The organism is Streptomyces himastatinicus ATCC 53653, assembly GCF_000158915.1.
Taxonomy (GTDB): Bacteria; Actinomycetota; Actinomycetes; order Streptomycetales; family Streptomycetaceae; genus Streptomyces; species Streptomyces himastatinicus.
In genome coordinates this window covers 2,455,778-2,472,946 of sequence record NZ_GG657754.1, presented here as the reverse complement: position 1 = coordinate 2,472,946, position 17,169 = coordinate 2,455,778, and the positions used below count along the sequence as shown (strand labels likewise).

The window sequence follows — 17,169 nt, the reverse complement described above, 5'->3', positions numbered from 1 at the left end:
CGGGGCCACGGCACCGAGAAAGAGAGTTCATGCACCGCCCGCACCATCCGCGCCATCCGCTCCGCAAGATCAGCTTCCCCTCGTGGCTGCCGCTGGACGGCTTCATCCTCGGCCTGGTCGGCACCGTCGCCCTCGCCGCGCTGCTCCCGGTCAGCGGCCGGGCCGCCACCGTGACGGACGGGGCCACCACCGTCGCGGTCGCCTTCCTCTTCTTCCTCTACGGCGCCCGGCTCTCCACCCGCGAGGCGCTGGACGGGGTACGCCACTGGCGCCTCCACCTGACCGTGCTGGCCTGCACCTTCGTCATCTTCCCCGCGCTGGGCCTGGCCGCCCGCGGGCTGGTCCCTTACGTCCTCACCCAGCCCCTCTACACCGGCCTCCTCTTCCTGTGCCTGGTGCCCTCCACGGTCCAGTCCTCGATCGCCTTCACCTCGCTCGCCCGGGGCAACGTCGCCGCCGCGATCTGCGCGGGCTCCTTCTCCAGCCTGATCGGCATCGTCGTCACCCCGGTCCTGGCCGCGCTGCTCCTGGGCAGCAGCGGCGGCGGGTTCTCCGCCGACTCGATGGTCGAGATCGCCCTCCAGCTGCTGGCCCCGTTCCTGGCCGGTCAGCTCCTCCGCCGCTGGATCGGCGGCTTCATCACCCGCCATCGCGCGGTCCTGCGCCTGGTCGACCGCGGCTCGGTCCTGCTCGTCGTCTACGCGGCCTTCAGCGAGGGCATGACCCGGGGTATCTGGCACCAGATCACCCCCGCCCGGCTGGCGATCCTGCTCGGGGTGGAGGCGGTGCTGCTCGCGCTCATGCTCACGCTGACCACGTACGGCTCCCGGAAGCTGGGCTTCCCGCGCGAGGACCGCATCACGATCACCTTCGCGGGCTCCAAGAAGAGCCTGGCCGCGGGCCTGCCCATGGCCAGCGTCCTCTTCGGCGCCCAGGCGAGCCTGGCCGTCCTCCCGCTGATGCTCTTCCACCAGATGCAGCTGATGGTCTGCGCCGTCCTGGCCCGCCGCTTCGCCGACCGCGCCCCGCAGTCCGCCGGGGAGCCCGCCCCGGAGCCCGTCGTGGCCAGCACTTCAGTGGGGTGACCGGCCGGGGTAGCCGGAGACCTCATCACGGGTCTGGTCCCGGGCACGACCGCCCATCTGATCCCAGAATTGCCGCAGATCGGGTACGGATGCCTTGCGCTGCCAGGCCGCCCGGCGACGGAAGCGCAGATGCGACCAGGCGTGAAGCTGCACGAAGTTGAGCAGACCGCGCTGGTTGATGCAGAACAACTCGGTGAGTTCCATGAGGCAGTCAGGGCCCTTGGGGGGATACGGGCACAGCTTGAACGGGCAGTCATCGGCGCACTTCGAGCCCGGCGGGAACTGCGGCGCCTCACCGATGGGCGTACGCATCGGATCCAGGAACTCGCGACTTTCGGTCAGACATGGTGGCACGAGCGGCGGATCCGTCCGGTCCACGCGTGCCAGACGGCGTTGCAGATCCTCCTGGTGGTCACCCCGCTCCTCGGCGAGCACGACCAGGACGAAGACATCGGCCAGCAACTGCTGTGCTGCCGGATCGAGGGTGCTCCAGCCCGTGGAGGGAGGTATCCAGAGGTTATGCGCGCGGGGCTCGTTCAGCGATGAGGTCTCGGAGCCGATCTGGGATGCCACATCGGCCTCGTCTATCCACAGAAAGCGGTCCGGGTGCCGGGTCTCCAGCGCCTGCCGGGACATCCTGGCCGCTGCCCGTACCAACGGATGCTCGTCGCGGACCCTGCCCCTTCCGCCGCCGTTGTCCGGCCCCTGGCGGAGCCAGTGACGCACCTGCGCACGAGGGTTGGCTCCGTGGCCGTGCAACGGCTGCTGCTGCGCGATGTTGTCGGGGAGCGCCCACAGCGTGAGGGCATGGAGGAGCGTGAGCCGGGTGAACCAGAAGTGCGTCTTCCCGAGCATTTCCCACGCCTCCTCGCTGAGGAAGTTCCGCGTGCCGTCCGCCAGTGAGGGAGGACTCCGGTGGTTGGCGGCCTGCTTGAAACCCTGCGCGAGGGCCACCTCCAGACCCCTGTCGAGCTGTTCCCTTTCCACTGCCTGCATCCAACGGCAGAGCGCTGAGAACGGTGTGTCGTCGTGGTGGGTGAGCGTGCAGGAATTCACCAGCATGGGGGCCAGCCAGGCGCGCATGATGTCCTCGCGTCGCTGCTTCTCCTCCTCTTCCTGCTCGTTGTCCTCGTGGACGCGCTCTTCCCGCTGCTCCTTGCGGATCCACTCGTCACGTTCCTTACGGCGAAGCCGCTCACTCTTGACGGTGTCCGACGAGCGCTCCTCCGCGTCCCTGTGAGCTCTGGCCTGACGCGTGCTATCGGGGTGCCGCGGACATGTGTCTACTGGCGCCGGGGGCGTGAGGTCGCTCGCCAGCGCGTAGAACGCGGTATCACTGCCCTCGCCGATCTCGCGGGCGATGGCGAACCGCACGGAATGGGAACGTTCATCACGGGATATGTCGAACAACAGGTCGTAGGCGGTGCCTGTCTTCGTCGACGCGGGGGCACGGCCGGCCAACAGCCGGGCCGTGGCCCCGATGCGTTTGATCAGGCCCGTTTTGGCGCTGTCGAGCTTGCGCTGGTTGTATTCCTGGACTTTCGGCCATTGCCGCTTGATCCTTTGGACGATATATCTGTGTTTGGGATCGTCGTCGAAGCTGTCAATATCCAGTGCGGCGGAATACATCTCCAGGGCCTTGACCCGGCGGTCCTGCATGTCGTTCTCCGCCTGGCCGTCGTACTTGACCCTGCTGTACGCACCGTTGTCCGGGGCCAGTGCGATTTCTGCTGTGTCTATGAGCAGCTTCCTGGCGTGACGTATGGTGCACAGCCATGGCTCTGTCACGCAGGTGCACATCGCTTCTAGCGAGCGTGAATAGAGAATGAGCGCAGTGCTGAGTTCTCGGCCGGGGCGTAGCAGCGCTTCTCGGAAGTAGTTTGACGGCCCAGTGGCCACCCCAGTGGCCGCGGTCTCCGCATGCCATTGCGCCATGGAGGAACCCGTCCAGACGTCCGAGTCGGCCGATCCCGAGGCGCCCACCTTGAGCATGACCGTAGCGTCCGTCGTGGTGATCACTGAGGGTATGGGGGCCTCGGCGTCTTGCTCGAGCAGGGGGTGGATAAACCGGGAGGCGAGGTACGCCTGCATCACGCTGTGCCGGAACCGGACGCCCGATCCCGTGTCGTCCACCAGGCCCAAGCGGCTGCCCCAGCTTCCGGCGGTACGCACATCGATCCGGGTTTTCGCCACGAACTCGTCCGTGCGGTCGTGCAGACGCTCCATGACCTTTGAGAGAGCATCCGCGCTCATGGCGCTGCCGCCCTCGCCGGGTTGCTCGGTGAGGACCTTGTAATCGACCTGGGCGGAACTCTCCCACAGGGCGACGCAGGCCAGGGCGGACAGGTACTCCACCGTCATGCGACGCCCCAGATGGGAAATGGGCTGTTCGGGAAAGAGTGCACCGTCTTTGAGCGCCTCGATCCAGGCTTCGAGCAGGTCGTATCGCAAGGCCCATTCGTCCCGATCACGAGTGTCCGACGGATCGTCTCCGCCCCCGATGATCGGGGCCAGCCGTCCCCGCGCCTCCAGTTCTCTGGAGACCTCCAGGTAGAGGGGAGATCCGGCGACATTGGCCGCCTCCACGACCCAGTCCAGTCGCTGCTTGTCGGAACGCCAATTGCTGCCCGAAGCGACATAGGCCAACGCGGCCTCTTCACTGAGGGGTTCGAGCGCCGTGAGTGCGGCCGGTACCGCCTCCAGGGAGTCGTTCGGGCGGGATGTGATGACCAGGGGCAGCTTTGCCTCGTCGGCAACGGTGATGGCCTGACGGATGAGGTTGTCGCGATCAGGCTCTTCCCTGAGCGCTTCCTCAAGGCCGTCGGCCAGTACGACGACTCTGTCCTGCTGGTAGCGCAGCCGCTGCCAGACCTTCTCGCCTTCCGACGGCGAAAGCGTCTTGTCCGAGACCTCTTCGATGAAGCGCTGCCGGGCCAACTCGGAGAAATTCAGTTTGTTCCTGGCATCCGTCACATCCTCGACGTCCTGGATGTCCCGCAACTGGAGGACGACGGGAGCGGCGCCTTTGCGCGCAAGCCGCTCCGTAAGGCGCACGAGCAGTGCCGTCTTGCCGACGCCAATGGTGCCGACGATCACATGTGGGCGTCGGCGGTCGCGATCTCGCAGATCGGTCATCAGGGCGTCGCACAGCGGGTCCCGTCCCACGACCCGGCCGATGATGCTGCCGGGTTTGACCAAGGTGTTCGGATGGCGCTTTGCCTTCCGCAGGTAGTACCGGCACACCCGCGTATAGCGCCAGAACAGGAACCAGGCTACGACGAACAAGGCGATCCAGGAGAATCCGATGGCTTCCACCACTTGGCCTTCTGTGAAGAGGGCACTGCTCCCTGGCATGCCGGGCCACAGGCTGTGGACCGCCCAGAGGAGATAGAAGGCGAAGAGCGCCCCCGCGAGCACCGGCCACGTCCAGGACCGTGGTCGCGACCAGCGGCGTGGCGTGCGGACGCCGCGGGCGAGGAGCCAACGGCTACGGGCTGTGCGCCAGATCGTCACCAAGGGCCAGCTCACCCATGCAGCGAAGCGGCGCAGTCGGCCAGCCGGGGCGGGGCCGGGCGGTCGGCTGTCCAGCGTCTGCTGATTAACGGCGTTCACCGGACCTCCCTTCGCCCATGGGGCAGGCGAGGGAGTCGGAGTCGTATGCTCGCAAGCCCCGATGAGCTATGAGCATGGGGGCTACCACCGTGCCGAGGAGGCGGTTCGCCCCTCTTCTTCACCGTAGGCGGGGCGCGCCGGGGTTGCCACTGGGCCGCGCCCCGCCTCGGAATCAGCGGGGTGACCGGACGCGGTCCAGGGGGAGGTGGGTGGTGGCGGACTTCCCGGCGGGGGCGTTGAACTCGCGGACCCGGCGGAGTTCGGTGTCGGTCAGGGCCCGGCCGTAGACGCGGACCTCGTCCAGGGCGCCCGTCATCCGGGAGCGGCCGTCGACCGCCTCGCCGAGGTGCAGAGCGAAGGGGGAGGAGCGGCTGATGGTGCCGGGGGCGTCGGGGGCGGAGACCGGCGCGGTGCCGTCCACCGTGAGGGAGAGGCGGCCGCCGGTGCGGGTGAGGGCCAGGTGGTGCCATGCGCCGTCGTTGTGGGCGGCGGTGGTACTGACCGAGGCCGAGGTGTAGGTGGCGGGGCCGTTGACGGTGGTCATCAGGGCGCGGACGCGGTTCGCGGACGGTTCGCCGCGCACCCAGACCTGGGCCTGCTTGCCGCCGATGCCGCCCATCCAGAGGAAGGGGTGCTGTCCGGAGGCGGCGGAGTAGCGGAACCACAGGCTGATGGTGAAGTCACGGGTGCCGAGCGGCAGCGAGGAGCGGTAGGGGAGGCGTACGGCGTCGTCCGTACCGTCGAAGGTGAGCGCCCCGCCGAAGCGGCCCCCGGCGGTTCCGGTGGCGCCGCCGAGGACGGTCGCGGGGCGGGCGCGGGGCGCGCGGTCGTCCGTGACCGGGGACGGGGCGGCGCGCGGGCCCAGCCAGTCCTCGGAGAAGCGGGCGAAGCGGATCTCGTCGCGGGCGTCCACCGCGCCGCCCTCGTACATCAGCCCGACCGTGCCGGGTGAGATGAGGGCCATGTCGGAGTAGCCGGACCAGTCGGTGGTGACCACCTTGCCGCGGTCGGTCCCCTCCCAGCTGCGGGCCTCGTCCCAGGAGGAGCGGATCATCATGGTGCGGCGCCGGTCGGGGTCGGCGGGCGCCGCGAACAGCAGCCGCCCGGGGCCGTCGCGGCCCGCGTCGCGCAGCCGCAGAACCGAGCCCTGCACCATCGGCGTGGACAGGTCGGGGATGGTGCGGAAGGGGGCGGCGAAGCTCTCGCCGCCGTCGTGGCTGATGGCGTAGTCGCGGTGGCCGAGGTCGGTGCCGTCCTGTTCGCGCCCGTTGACGTAGACCGAACCGTCGGACCGCTCCAGCAGCGTCATCTCCGACGGCTTCTGACGGAACGTACCGTCCTGCGCGATCGGGTACGAGTCCACCGCGCCGACCTTCCAGCGCCTGCCGCCGTCGTCGCAGTAGGCGAGCGCCGCGTGGTTGGCGGTGATGCGGGTGCCGTCGTGGCTCTCGGTGTTGACGGTGAAGAGAAGCCGCCCCTTGTGCGGCCCCCGCTTCAGCTGGATGCCGTGCACCGGGCCGGTGGCGTACCAGGAGTTCCACGCCGGGGGCAGCAGGGCGGGGCTCAGATCGCGCGGGGTGGACCAGGTGGCGCCGTCGTCGTCGCTGTACTGGAGGTGCGGGGTGCGGTCGCACGGTACGTCGCAGCTCTGGGAGTCGTCCCGGCCGGTGTTGTACGTGCTGGCCAGCAGGATCCGGCCGGTGCGGGTGTCCACCACGGGTGCCGGGTTGCCGTGGGTGTCGCCGCCGCCCTCGTTGACCACCTGTAACGGGCCCCAGGTGCGGCCCCCGTCGGCGGAGCGCTTGAGCACCAGGTCGATGTCCCCGGCGTCGCCGCAGTTGTCCTTGCGGCCCTCGGCGAAGGCGAGCAGGGTGCCGTCCTTGGACTTGACGATCGCGGGGATCCGGAAGCAGAAGTACCCGCCGTCCTGGCCTGACTTGAAGAGGATCTGCTGGTCGAAGTCCGCGTCCGCGTCGGCGGAGGAGCCGGAAGCGGTACGGGCCGCGGACACGGTGTCGTCCGTGTCCGCGGCCCGTACCGGAAGCGGAGTCAGGGCCAGTGCCGCGGCGGCGAGAAGCACCGAGGCGCGGCGCCGCCGACGTCTGGTCCGGGGGCGTGTGCGGGGATCTGACGCCATGGCCACGACCTGCCCTTCAGAGCCATCTGGACATCAAGACATCACGACATCCCATGTCCCATGGAGACTGTTGCAGAAGTGTCCCGCTTTGCGCCGGGTGGAAACAAGGACCGTGCGTCAGGGGATGAGGGCGACCTTTCCCCGGTTGGTGCGGGACTCGATGATGGCGTGGGCCTCCGGAGCCTGGTCGAGCGGTATTTCCGCGTGCACGGCGGGGCGCAGACGGCCCTCGCCGAAGAGTCGCCACAGCTCGTCGCGGTGCCGTGCGTACAACTCGGGGCGGGTGCGCGAGAAGTGACTTATGGTCAGTCCGGTGATGGTCTTCGAGCCGGAGAGCAGGGCGTGTGCGGGGACGGTGCCGCCGCCGGAGTTGAAGAAGACCAGCCGCCCGGCCGGGGCCAGGGCGTCGAGGGCGCGGGGGAGGAGGTCGCCGCCGACGCCGTCGAGCACCGCGTCGACCGGTTCGCCCCAGGACTCGTCCCCGTACGTCACCACCTCGTCCGCGCCGAGGCCGCGCAGGAACGCGGCCTTCGCCGGGTCGCCGACGGCCGCGACGACGCGGCGCACCCCTTGGATACGCGCCAGTTGGACCGCCAGATGGCCGACGCCGCTCGCGGCGCCCGTGATGAGCAGCGATTCGGTGGGGGCGAGGGCGGCGGCTGAGAGGGCGGCGAGGGCGACATGGCCGCCGCGGACGAGGGCGACCGCCTCCACGGCGGTCACGCCGTCCGGGATGGGCGAGGCGGTGACGACGGGGGCGGTGGTGAGGTCGGCGTAGGAGTCCGAGAACGAGATCGCACAGACCCGGTCGCCGACGGCGAAGCCGGTGACGCCGTCCCCGAGCGCGGCCACCCGCCCCGCGACGTCGCCGCCGAACGTCCCGGGGAGCGGTGTACCGGTGTCCCGGACGCGGCGGACCCCGGGCAGGGTCACGCCGATGGCCTCGGTGCGGATCAGCAGCTCGCCGGGGGCGGGCGCGGGCGGATCGGCCTCCTCGCTGGGCGACGAGGCCAACGACGAACTGACGGCGGGGCTGAGCGCGGCGGAGCGCGAGCAGCTGATGGCGCTGCTGCGGCGGGTGGCCGAACCGGACGAGCCCTGCCGCGAGGCGTAGACGTGCCGCGATGGCGGGTCAGTCCGTGGCGGACCGACCCGCCGTGATCACCACGTCCAGCAGCGACCGCGACGTCTCCAGCTCCTCGATCGCGGTCGTCATCCGGTCCCGCTCCCGCCGCAGCTGGCCCAGCAGATCCTGGCAGGTCGGGACCAGCCGCTCGCCGTCGTCGCGGACGCACGGCAGGACCTGGGAGATGACCGCGGTGGACAGGCCCGCGGCGAGGAGGGCGCGGATGCGGTGCACCGTCACCACATCGGACTCGCGGTAGACGCGGTAGCCGCTGGGCAGCCGGTCGGGCCGGAGCAGGCCCTGCTGTTCGTAGTAGCGCAGCAGGCGTTCGTTCACCCCGGTGCGCCGGGACAGCTCGCCGATGCGCATGGACTTCTCTCCTCCGGCTGCTCTCCGACCTCCGCCGTCAGAGTTTACGAGCGCACATCACGTCGTCGAGCAGCGCCTGGACTTCCCGCTCGGCCGCGAGGAGCTGCTCGTCGTCGGATGTCGCGCCCGTGGTCATGACCACGACCGAGCGGCGCCCGTGGGCGTCGGTGGTGGCCCTGACCGTGCCGCCCGCGAGGTCGCCGCCGTGACCCCAGCGGTCCCCGCCGCAGGGCAGCGGCTGCTGGGCCAGCCCGAGACCGTAGCGCATCCCGGGGAAGACCTCCTCGTAGTCCGCGTTGACGGCGACGGTCCGGCGCATCTCGGCGAGCTGCGGTGGCAGCAGCAGCTCCCCGCCGAGCAGCGCGGCGTAGAACCGGTTCAGATCGTGATCGGTGCTGATCAGGGAGCCCGCGGAGCCGGCCCAGTTCACATTGCGGACGGTGGTGTCGGTCCACTCGGTCGAGCCGGGGAAGAGCTTGTACGTATGCGCGTGCCGGCCCCTCAGATACGGGTCGTCGCCGGGCGCGTAGGTGCGTTTCAGGCCCAGCGGGCGGACGATCCGTTCCTTGACCTCCTTGTCCCATGACTTCCCGGTGACCTTCTTGATGATCATTCCGGCGAGGAGATAGCCGGGGTTGGTGTAACTCCACTGCGGATTCGGCTCGTCCTCGTCGGCGGGCTGGAAGTCGGGCCGGTGCTTCATCGCTCCGGCGACGATCTCCTCGGGGTCGATGTGGCGGTACCGGTTCTGCTCGAACGCCTCGGCCGTGTCCCCGGTCTCCTCCGTGGGGTCGTAGCGGTAGATGCCGCTGGTGTGCTGGAGCAGGTGGCGGATGGTGATCCGGCTGCCGTCGTTGCCGTTGCCGCTCACCACGCCCGGCAGCCACTTCTCCACCGGATCGCTCAGCGACAGCTTTCTCTCGGCGACCAGCTGGAGTACGACCGTGGCCACGAAGGTCTTGGTGACGCTCGCGGCCCGGTAGTTCGCCCCGTACGGCATGGGGCGGCCGGTGTTCCGCTCGGCCACGCCCGCGCGGGCGCGGACCTCGCGGCGGCCGTCCCGAATCTCCACGGTGATGCCGGTGTACCCGGCGTCCCGGAGGATCCGGGCCACCCGCTGGTGCAGCTCCTTCGAGGTGAGCGTGGTGGCCGCGGCGGACGCGGTGCGGTGATCGGCCGTGGCCGCCGGGACGGCGGCGGCGCCGACGAGCAGGGCGGCGACCGCCGTGGCGGCCGCGACGAGACGTAAACGGGCTGTTCTGATACGTCTGTTCATGTCGCCCTAGCCTGCCGGGCCGAGGGAACCCGGACCATGGAGTGGGCCCCCGGGCCCGGGTGGGGCAGGCCCCGGGCCCTGACGGGGGCAAGCCCTACGACGCGGAGGGCGCCGTCAGGCTGAGGAGCCGCTGTCCACGACCAGGTCGGTGCCGACCACGGAACCCGCCGCCGGGGCCCGCGAGCACCGCGGCGTCCTTGGCCGTCCTGCGGCCGGTCGCCCCCGCCGGGCCGGAATCAGCTACCACCCGACGCTCACGAACAACCCGCCGCAGCGCATGCCTCCACCCCAGAACGCCGAGCGCACCCGGGTCCTCGGTGGCCTCGTCAACGAGTACGGACATGCGGCACGACATGCAGGAATGACTCTTCGAGCGGCACACGAAAACGGTGTCATCGAATCATCTCGACTCGTTGTATCGTCCCTGACAAGGATGAACATGCGTGTGCGGTAAATGACTTGATTTATCCCAGGGGGCGGTGCGCCATCTCGTTCGAAGAAGAGTGGGCTCAACACAAGTCCGCAGCAGCCGCGCGGACACAGATGCAAGTGAACAGCTTCGACAGCGGAGGCGCCCCCTCGACGGGGGGCGACCATATGGCCTCTTCCGCCTCCGACAAGAAGAAGGCCGCCACGTACCTGGAACGGGACTTGCTTCCCGACGCGGTCAAGGCGGGTCAGCACGCGGGAGGCGCCACGCAGTCCGTCACCGGCCTGGCACCGGCCGGTCGAGTGGACGCCGTCGTGTGGGGTGGTCCGGGCGAGCTCGACAAGTGGGAGATCAAGGCCGGCCTCAACGCGGCGATGAGGCACTGGGGCCAGCAGGTGAACAACCTGCTGGCACGCCTCAACGGGGAGATGGGGGCGCTGCGTACCGCGAGCAACCTCTACATCGGCAACGATCAGTTCCAGGGCTCGCAGTTCAACGACCTCATTCCGGCGGGGCAACCGGGAAGCGGTGTCACCAAGGATACACCGTCCGTGATCGCTCCTCCCAAGCCGCCCGATCCCTCCACCGACCCCAATGGCCCGCTGCTGCTGCCCAACCCCTCGCCCACCTCGGAGTGATCCATGGCCCTGACCTATCAGGACGTGATGACGACGGACTTGTCCACGCTCCAGAGCGCCTCCGAGGAGTGGAAGGCGATGGGGGACAAGTTCAAGACGCTCAAGACGAACTACGACACCCACGTGCGCGGAGCCCTCGGCAACGGGAAGTGGGTCGGCCAGGGCTACAACGCCGCAGCCAGGAGTGGCGGTATCACGGCGCACGAGCTGTGGGGTGCCATGAAGGAGGCACACGCCGTCGCCGAGCAGCTCTCCGAGGCCCACACCGTGCTGACCCGGCTCAAGTCCGCGCTGAAGGACCTGGTCAAGCAGGCTCGTGAGGACGGCTACAAGGTCGACTCCGTGACGGGCCAGGTCACCACAGACTACGACTCCAAGCGTTTCCAGGACATGACGCCGGAGGAACTGCGCGGGTACAAGAACGACCCAGCGGGCATCGCCGCGCGCGAGCAGCAGCGGACCGACCTCCTCATGGACCAGATCAAGGAGATCGACGAGGCCGACTTCGGCTACCGCACCGCCCTGGAGCGCGTCACCAAGGACGTCGACGGCAAGGGCGTCAACGGGGGCTTCAACTCCAACGCCTCGGGCGACCCGGAGAAGTACGAGGGCCAGCGCGCCGAGGAACTGGCGAAGAAGGTCGCCGACGGCGACGACCTCGGCGACAAGGAGAAGAGGGAGCTGCGTGCGCTCCTCGACGGCAACGAGGGCGACAAGGCCTTCAGCCAGACGTTCGTCCAGGGTCTGGGCCCCGAGGGCACCGTCAAGCTCGGCCATGAGCTGCGTGGGATGGGCAAGGACGGTGACTGGCTGGAGAAGAGCGTCAGCACGACCATCGCCGCCGCCACCAACGTCCCCAAGGACATCGAGAAGCTCCCGGTGACCTCCAAGCGCTACCAGGACTGGCTCAACAGCGACGACGGCAAATTCAACAAGGAGTTCCTCGCCGGTCTCAAGAAGGTCGGCACGGAGAACTTCGCCAGCAACACCGAGCCCGTCTACGGCTATCAGGAGTTCGTGACCCTGATGAAGAAGGGCGGGAAGTACGACGGCTCCTTCTTGCAGACCCTCGGCGACGACATCATGGAGACCGAGAAGGACAATAAGGACCGCGGGCTGTGGGACCAGTGGAACGGCAAGCCCGGGCAGAAGGGCGTCGAGTACGACCCGCTGGACGGCGTGCTGGGCCTGATGAGCAAGGACCCGGACGCCTCCACCACCTACCTCGACCCGAAGGGCAGCGACCGTCTCCAGTACCTGCTCAAGGACCGGGACTGGCCCGGCTACCTCCTCAACGGCGGTGGCGCGGCGCCAATCGACAACAAGGACCTCGCTGACCTGACCAACAAGGTCGGTTTCGGCCAGGCGCTGGAGGCGGCGGCCACCGGTGAGGTGCCCGGGACGAAGCATCCGCTGGGCGGCCATTCGGAGGCCGAGGCGCGCGTGATGCAGTACGCCGTCAGCCATCTCGACGACAACATGTCCCCGAACCTCAGGCCTTCGATGGGCCACATCCTGACCGACTACACCCCGGACACGCACGAGATCCTGAGCCAGGCGAATCCCGCCTACGAGAGCGAGAAGCACATCGCTTCGGGGGTCTTCAAGGATGAGCAGGGGAACGTCCGGGTCGCCCTGGACCCGCAGGTCCTCGACAAGGTGATGCGCGGCGTGGCCAACGATCCGGGGGCGTTCGCGGACATGTTCAACGCGGAGCGGCAGTACTCGGCCGACAAGCTGGTCCAGAACCCCATCAACGGGGACACCAAGGCCATCGACCAGCGGAACAACGCCATCATGGGTGTCGGCAACGTCTGGGGCCACTACGACGGCGTGATGACGGACGTCGCCCTGGACAAGAAGGATGCCGCGATCCAGTGGGCGCGTGACGTCAACCACCACGTCACCGCCGCGAACGCCGTGGTCGACTTCGTGCCTGCGAAGGCCCCTGGGGTCGTCGCGCCGGGCGTGGACATCGTCGGCCGCGTGGTGGACTTCGGCATGTACGACTGGACCAAGGAGGCCGTCGCGGACGCGACCAAGGTCGGGGGAGAAGAAGCGGCCAAGACGTTCAACACCGGCCACAAACAGATGGATGCGCTCGTCGTGAAGTGGGTCGAGGCCCAAGGCGGCGACCCCGGCATCGAATCCGGCAAACCCTCTCCCGAGATCGGAGTGATCCAGCACGAGGGGCAGGGGACATACAGTGACGGACGGGAGCAGGCATTGATCAACCTTGGGCGTCCCGGCGGGTGACGCACCGCTCGGTAGTGGTGCGGGCCCGTTCCCTCTTGCTGGAGAAACGATCGAGAATGCGTGAGAAGAGAATGAGCCGTACCGGCAAGAAGGTCGGCATCACTCTGGGCGGGATCCTGGTTTGCCTCCTGCTGGTCGGCGGTGTTCTGTACGCGACCGGGACACTCCAGAGCTGGCGGGACGACCGGGAACTGTCCGGTGCCTGTGAGGGGAGCCTCGCCGCCCAGCAGGTCCGCGATGCCTTGGGCAGCGACGACGTGGGGGCCCGGGACACCTCAGCCGACGGACCGGGGGTGCTGGCCTCCTGTAGGGCGGAAGTCACCGGCGGCGGCAGCGGCCTGAGCATCCAGGTATACCGAGGCTCGCGGAGCGAGGGCGCCATGGCTTACCTCGACCGCCGCGGGCTGGCGTCGTACAGCCCGCCGGTCTCCCCGCTCGGCACCTGGCCAGGGGTGCTGCTGAACGACCCTGGGATGCCCCGTGCTTCGCTCTGGCTGCGGTGCCACGGCAAGGAGGACAAGAGTCTGCTGGTCACCGCCCGGCTGGAAGGTTTGGGCGGAAAGGCGTGGTCCGGCGACCGGCGCCGGGACTTCGCCGCCGCCGTGACGGCGACCTCGAAAAAGGCCGCCGATGCCTTCGGCTGCGCGGATCCGGACGGCGGCTCCCTCACGGGCCTGGCCGACAACCCTCGCGACCGTCCGGTCCCCATCTCCAAGGCCACGGGTACCTGCGCCGCGCTGCGCCCGCACTCCCGCGCCGCCGCGCGAGCGGGCCTGGACCACGTCTGGACCACGCGGTCCGGCGGATCGGCACCGGTGGAGGATTGTGTGCTCACCACGTCGGACGATCCGCAGGTGCCCGGGTACTGGATCTCGGCCTACTACGGCCCGTACGCCGAGAGTTTCGCGACCGAGGTCGCCGCCTCGCGCGTGCAGGGGGAGCGGGGGCAGGAGAAGGACGCTCACCTCACGTGGGCGACCGCCGAGTGCCCCGGCACTGACCAGCGGGCGCTGTACGTCCTGCGCGGCATCATTGCTGACACCGGCACGACGACACGTCCGGGAGAGGTGCCCGTGCGACATGACTCGGCCGCCCTCCGGGCCGATCTGCTCACGGCGTTCGCGCGGCAGTCCTCCGAGCGGCACCACTGCGGCGATCTGAAAGCACCCTGAACCCGGAACGACCTGTGCGCACGCCGAAGGGCCCCGCGCTTGCCGGAAATCTCCTCCGTGCGCGGGGCCCTTCGGCATATCGGTGCTCGTGGAGGATGCCGTCGAGGCGCTCGCGTCGTCACGCGGTGACGGCCCCCTGCCCCGGTGGGGGGGGCAGCCCTGTGGCGACCGAGTCGTCAGGCCGAGGAGCCACTGTCCACGACCAGGTCGGTGCCGACCACGGAACCCGCCGCCGGGGAGGCGAGGTAGAGCACCGCCGCCGCGATCTCGTCCGCCTCGGCGAGCCGGCCCAGCGGGGTCTGCGTCTTCATCCGCTCGGTACGGTCGGCCTCGGTCTCGCCGGGCAGCAGCGACATGGGGCCGTCGGAGGCGCCGGGGCTGACCGCGTTGATCCGGACACCCTGGTGGATGTGGTCGAGCGCGGCCGCCCGGGTCAGCGCGGACACCGCCGCCTTCGAGGTGCTGTACGCGCCGGTGCCCGGAACCCGGAGGTGGGCGCCGAGGTTGGACGAGACGTTGACGATGGCCCCGCCGCCGTTCTCCTTCATATGGGCGATCTGGTGCTTCATGGCCAGCCAGACGCCCGTCACATTGGTGCGCAGCACCGCGTCCCAGTCCTCCTCGCTGACCTCGCCGACCGGCCCCTTGCCGCGGAGTATCCCGGCGTTGTTGACCGCGATGTCCAGCCCACCGAAGCGGTCGACGGTCTCGCGCACCAGATCCCGCAGTTGGCCGGAGTCGGTCACATCGGCGGTGACGGCGGCGGCCCGGCCGCCCGCGGCCTCGATGAGGCGGACCGTCTCGGCCAGGGTGGCTTCGGTGCGCCCCGCGGCCACGACGGACGCGCCCTCGGCGGCGAAGGCGAGCGCGATGGCACGGCCGAGGCCGGACCCCGCGCCGGTGACGAGGGCGGTCTTGGCGGTGAAGCGGTTCATCGGATGGCTCCTTGTGCGGTGGAGGAGGGACGGCTCCGCTGGACGCGGAGGTTCAGGGCGGCGGCGGCCGCGAGCGCGGCCCCCGTCGCGGCGAGGGAGAAGGAGTCGCTGCCGAAGGTGAGCACGATGGCGAAGACCACCGTCGGACCCAGCTCCATCGCCGTGTTCAGCACCCCGCCGGCGAGCCCGGTCCGCTCGGGCGGCACACCGTCGGTGGTGAGGACCGCGGCCCCGGCGAAGGAGGCCGCGGTACCGGTCGGCAGCAGCATCAGCCCGGGCAGAAGCCCCGACGCGTACGGGGTGTGGGGGTCGAGCCCGGTGAGAGCCAGCAGGATGAGTCCGGCGGCGGCCGTGGCCAGCCCGGCGGCGGTGACCTTCCGGGGCCCGAAGCGGGCTATGAGCCCGCCCGCCGAGCGACCCGAGGCGAGCAGGGCGACGGCGAACGGCAGGAAGGCGGCCGAGGTCCGCAGCGGGGACCAGTCACGGTCCTGCTGGAGGTGGAGCGAGAACGTCACGAAGGTCATCGCGGTCGCGCAGGCGCTCAGCGCGATGGCCGTGAGGGCGAGCGCCCGCGGCCGGTCCGCCAGGAAGCGGGGCGGCAGGAGTGGATCTCCGGCCCGGCGCTCGGCGTACCAGAACGCGGTGAGCAGTGCGCCTCCGAGGAGCAGCGGCACCAGCACCTCGGCCGACGACCAGGGCAGGGCGTCGGTGACGACGAGCCCGTAACTGGCGAGCGTGATCCCTGCGGTGGCCAGCAGCGCGCCCGGCAGATCGAGCGTCCGGCCCGGGGCCGGTGGGGTGTCCGGAAGCAGCCGGGGCGCGAGCGCCAGGGCGACCGCGGCCACCGCGAACGGTATGGCGAAGCTCCAGCGCCAGGACAGCAGTTCCGCTATGACACCGGAGAGCACATTGCCCGCGGTCGCGCCGAGCACCGAGAGCCCGCCCCAGGACGCCATCGCCCTCCCGTACGCCGCGGGGGAGGGGAAGACGGCACGCAGCACGGCCATCGCGGCGGGCGCGATCAGCGCCGCCCCCGCGCCTTGGGCGAAGCGTGCCGCCAGGAGGGTGCCGATGCCGGGGGCGAACGGGGCGGCGGCCGAGGCCGCGGCGAAGAGGGTGAGCCCGGCGCCGAGGGCTCGTCGACCGCCGTAGCGGTCGGCGAGCCGCCCGCCGAAGAGCAGCAGCCCGGCGAAGGTCAGTCCGTAGGCGGCGCTCAGCAGGATCAGATCGGCGCGCTCCAGGCCGAAGGCGCGCCCGATCTCGGGCAGCGGTACGGCGATCGCGGCGAGCGTGAAGATCAGCGTGATCTGGACGGAGCCGAGCAGGGCGAACGCCCGGCGCGAGCGCGTGGCGGTGGCGGTGCCGGTGCCAGTCGCGGTATCGGTGCCGGTGTCGGTAGCGGCACCGCACGGCGTATCCGTGGCGGTCATCTCGTTCCGTCCCTCGTTTTTGACCGATCGGTTTAATATGCGGGCATGAAAAAGGGGTGTCGAGGCGTCGCTCTTTCCTCAGTCCAGCAGTGCCAGCGCCTGCTCCGCCGCGTCCCGCACCCGGGCGGGGTCGTCCGACGCCTTGCCCACTACCCGTAGCCCCTGGAGCAGGACGAACAGCATCCGTGCCAGTGCGCGGGGGTCGCGGTCTTCGGGAAGCTCCCCTTGGGCCTGGGCTCGTATCAGCGCGGAGTGCAGCGGGGTCTCCACATGGTCCCAGCTCACTTCCACCCGGCGGGCCATCACCGGGTCATGCGGGGCCAGTTCGGCCGCGGTGTTGGTCACCAGGCAGCCTGCCAGTCGCTGCTCCGGGGAGGCGGCCTCCTCGGCGAAGCGGTGCACCAGCGCCCGCACCGCGGGCAGTGCGGGTCCCGGCTGGGACAACTCGGCCAGCAGGGACGGGTCGCGGGTCTCCGCATAGCGGTCCATCGCCTTCAGGTACAGCTCGCGCTTGTTTCCGAAGGTCGCGTAGATGCTGGCGCGGCCGACGCCGAGATGCTCGACGAGGTCCGCCATCGAGGTCGCTTCATAGCCGCGCCGCCAGAACAGCTCGAGAGCCGACTGGAGCGCGGCCTCCGGATCGAATTCCTTCGTTCTGGCCATGGGGAAACCCTAGCACCTATCGAGAACGCTCGATCAATAA

At 69.7% G+C, this 17,169-nt stretch carries 13 protein-coding genes; 5 read left to right on the top strand and 8 right to left on the bottom strand.

Annotated elements, in window-relative coordinates; all coding sequences use genetic code 11:
• Positions 1–29: 29 nt before the first annotated feature.
• Entirely contained in the window at positions 30–1,085 is a 1,056-nt protein-coding gene (locus SSOG_RS09730; RefSeq protein WP_009714046.1) for a bile acid:sodium symporter family protein, read from the top strand.
• Here SSOG_RS09730 and SSOG_RS09725 read toward each other — a convergent pair.
• From SSOG_RS09725 to SSOG_RS09715, 3 genes are all read right to left on the bottom strand, one after another.
• Entirely contained in the window at positions 1,074–4,697 is a 3,624-nt protein-coding gene (locus SSOG_RS09725) for an NACHT domain-containing protein (protein ID WP_154685915.1), read from the bottom strand. The genes SSOG_RS09730 and SSOG_RS09725 overlap by 12 nt on opposite strands.
• Positions 4,698–4,869: 172 nt before the next feature.
• Positions 4,870–6,834, bottom strand: coding sequence for a sialidase family protein (locus SSOG_RS09720; protein ID WP_039940883.1), 1,965 nt, complete (start codon positions 6,832–6,834; stop codon positions 4,870–4,872).
• 117 nt (positions 6,835–6,951) lie between these two features.
• Positions 6,952–7,848, bottom strand: coding sequence for a quinone oxidoreductase family protein (locus tag SSOG_RS09715; RefSeq protein WP_009714043.1), 897 nt, complete (start codon positions 7,846–7,848; stop codon positions 6,952–6,954).
• On the opposite strand from SSOG_RS09715, the gene SSOG_RS50255 reads away from it, so the two are divergent.
• Positions 7,772–7,948 (top strand): hypothetical protein, encoded by a 177-nt coding sequence (locus SSOG_RS50255; protein WP_009714044.1) that lies wholly within the window; start codon positions 7,772–7,774, stop codon positions 7,946–7,948. The two genes, SSOG_RS09715 and SSOG_RS50255, sit on opposite strands and share 77 nt — an antisense overlap.
• An 18-nt stretch (positions 7,949–7,966) precedes the next feature.
• On the opposite strand, the gene SSOG_RS09710 is transcribed toward SSOG_RS50255, so the two are convergent.
• Positions 7,967–8,329 (bottom strand): MerR family transcriptional regulator, encoded by a 363-nt coding sequence (locus SSOG_RS09710; RefSeq protein WP_009714042.1) that lies wholly within the window; start codon positions 8,327–8,329, stop codon positions 7,967–7,969.
• Positions 8,330–8,366: 37 nt separating this feature from the next.
• Positions 8,367–9,605 carry a serine hydrolase domain-containing protein gene (locus tag SSOG_RS09705; protein WP_009714041.1) on the bottom strand — a complete coding sequence of 413 codons (1,239 nt, stop codon included), beginning with the start codon at positions 9,603–9,605 and terminating at the stop codon, positions 8,367–8,369.
• A 597-nt stretch (positions 9,606–10,202) separates the two neighbouring features.
• Here SSOG_RS09705 and SSOG_RS09700 point away from each other — a divergent pair.
• Genes SSOG_RS09700 through SSOG_RS09690 form a run of 3 tightly spaced genes read left to right on the top strand, consistent with a single transcriptional unit; the run spans position 10,203 to position 14,101 of the window.
• Positions 10,203–10,673, top strand: a complete 471-nt coding sequence (locus tag SSOG_RS09700; protein WP_039937045.1) for a hypothetical protein — start codon at positions 10,203–10,205, stop codon at positions 10,671–10,673.
• Between the two features lie 3 nt (positions 10,674–10,676).
• On the top strand, positions 10,677–12,929 hold the full coding sequence (locus SSOG_RS09695) for a DUF6571 family protein (RefSeq protein ID WP_009714039.1): 2,253 nt from the start codon (positions 10,677–10,679) through the stop codon (positions 12,927–12,929).
• Between the two features lie 56 nt (positions 12,930–12,985).
• The gene (locus SSOG_RS09690) at positions 12,986–14,101 is read left to right on the top strand and encodes a hypothetical protein (RefSeq protein WP_154685913.1); all 1,116 of its coding nucleotides are present in this window, start codon (positions 12,986–12,988) and stop codon (positions 14,099–14,101) included.
• A gap of 176 nt (positions 14,102–14,277) precedes the next feature.
• Here SSOG_RS09690 and SSOG_RS09685 read toward each other — a convergent pair whose 3' ends face one another.
• The 3 genes from SSOG_RS09685 to SSOG_RS09675 all read right to left on the bottom strand — a co-directional run bounded on the left by SSOG_RS09685 (position 14,278) and on the right by SSOG_RS09675 (position 17,129).
• Positions 14,278–15,036 carry an SDR family NAD(P)-dependent oxidoreductase gene (locus tag SSOG_RS09685; protein ID WP_009714037.1) on the bottom strand — a complete coding sequence of 253 codons (759 nt, stop codon included), beginning with the start codon at positions 15,034–15,036 and terminating at the stop codon, positions 14,278–14,280.
• A complete protein-coding gene (locus SSOG_RS09680) occupies positions 15,033–16,466 on the bottom strand; it encodes an MFS transporter (protein ID WP_039937040.1) in 1,434 nt (477 codons plus the stop codon). The genes SSOG_RS09685 and SSOG_RS09680 overlap by 4 nt, the downstream gene beginning before the upstream one ends.
• A 78-nt stretch (positions 16,467–16,544) precedes the next feature.
• On the bottom strand, positions 16,545–17,129 hold the full coding sequence (locus SSOG_RS09675) for a TetR/AcrR family transcriptional regulator (RefSeq protein ID WP_009714035.1): 585 nt from the start codon (positions 17,127–17,129) through the stop codon (positions 16,545–16,547).
• Positions 17,130–17,169: the final 40 nt, after the last annotated feature.

Excerpts from the sequence above, each read along its gene's own strand:
- SSOG_RS09730 (WP_009714046.1), top strand. The coding sequence starts at position 30 with ATGCACCGCCCGCACCATCCGCGCCATCCGCTCCGCAAGATCAGCTTC.
- SSOG_RS50255 (WP_009714044.1), top strand. The coding sequence starts at position 7,772 with ATGGCCTCGGTGCGGATCAGCAGCTCGCCGGGGGCGGGCGCGGGCGGA.
- SSOG_RS09685 (WP_009714037.1), bottom strand. The coding sequence starts at position 15,036 with ATGAACCGCTTCACCGCCAAGACCGCCCTCGTCACCGGCGCGGGGTCC.
- SSOG_RS09690 (WP_154685913.1), top strand. The coding sequence starts at position 12,986 with ATGCGTGAGAAGAGAATGAGCCGTACCGGCAAGAAGGTCGGCATCACT.
- SSOG_RS09710 (WP_009714042.1), bottom strand. The coding sequence starts at position 8,329 with ATGCGCATCGGCGAGCTGTCCCGGCGCACCGGGGTGAACGAACGCCTG.
- SSOG_RS09705 (WP_009714041.1), bottom strand. The coding sequence starts at position 9,605 with ATGAACAGACGTATCAGAACAGCCCGTTTACGTCTCGTCGCGGCCGCC.
- SSOG_RS09680 (WP_039937040.1), bottom strand. The coding sequence starts at position 16,466 with ATGACCGCCACGGATACGCCGTGCGGTGCCGCTACCGACACCGGCACC.
- SSOG_RS09720 (WP_039940883.1), bottom strand. The coding sequence starts at position 6,834 with ATGGCGTCAGATCCCCGCACACGCCCCCGGACCAGACGTCGGCGGCGC.
- SSOG_RS09675 (WP_009714035.1), bottom strand. The coding sequence starts at position 17,129 with ATGGCCAGAACGAAGGAATTCGATCCGGAGGCCGCGCTCCAGTCGGCT.
- SSOG_RS09700 (WP_039937045.1), top strand. The coding sequence starts at position 10,203 with ATGGCCTCTTCCGCCTCCGACAAGAAGAAGGCCGCCACGTACCTGGAA.
- SSOG_RS09695 (WP_009714039.1), top strand. The coding sequence starts at position 10,677 with ATGGCCCTGACCTATCAGGACGTGATGACGACGGACTTGTCCACGCTC.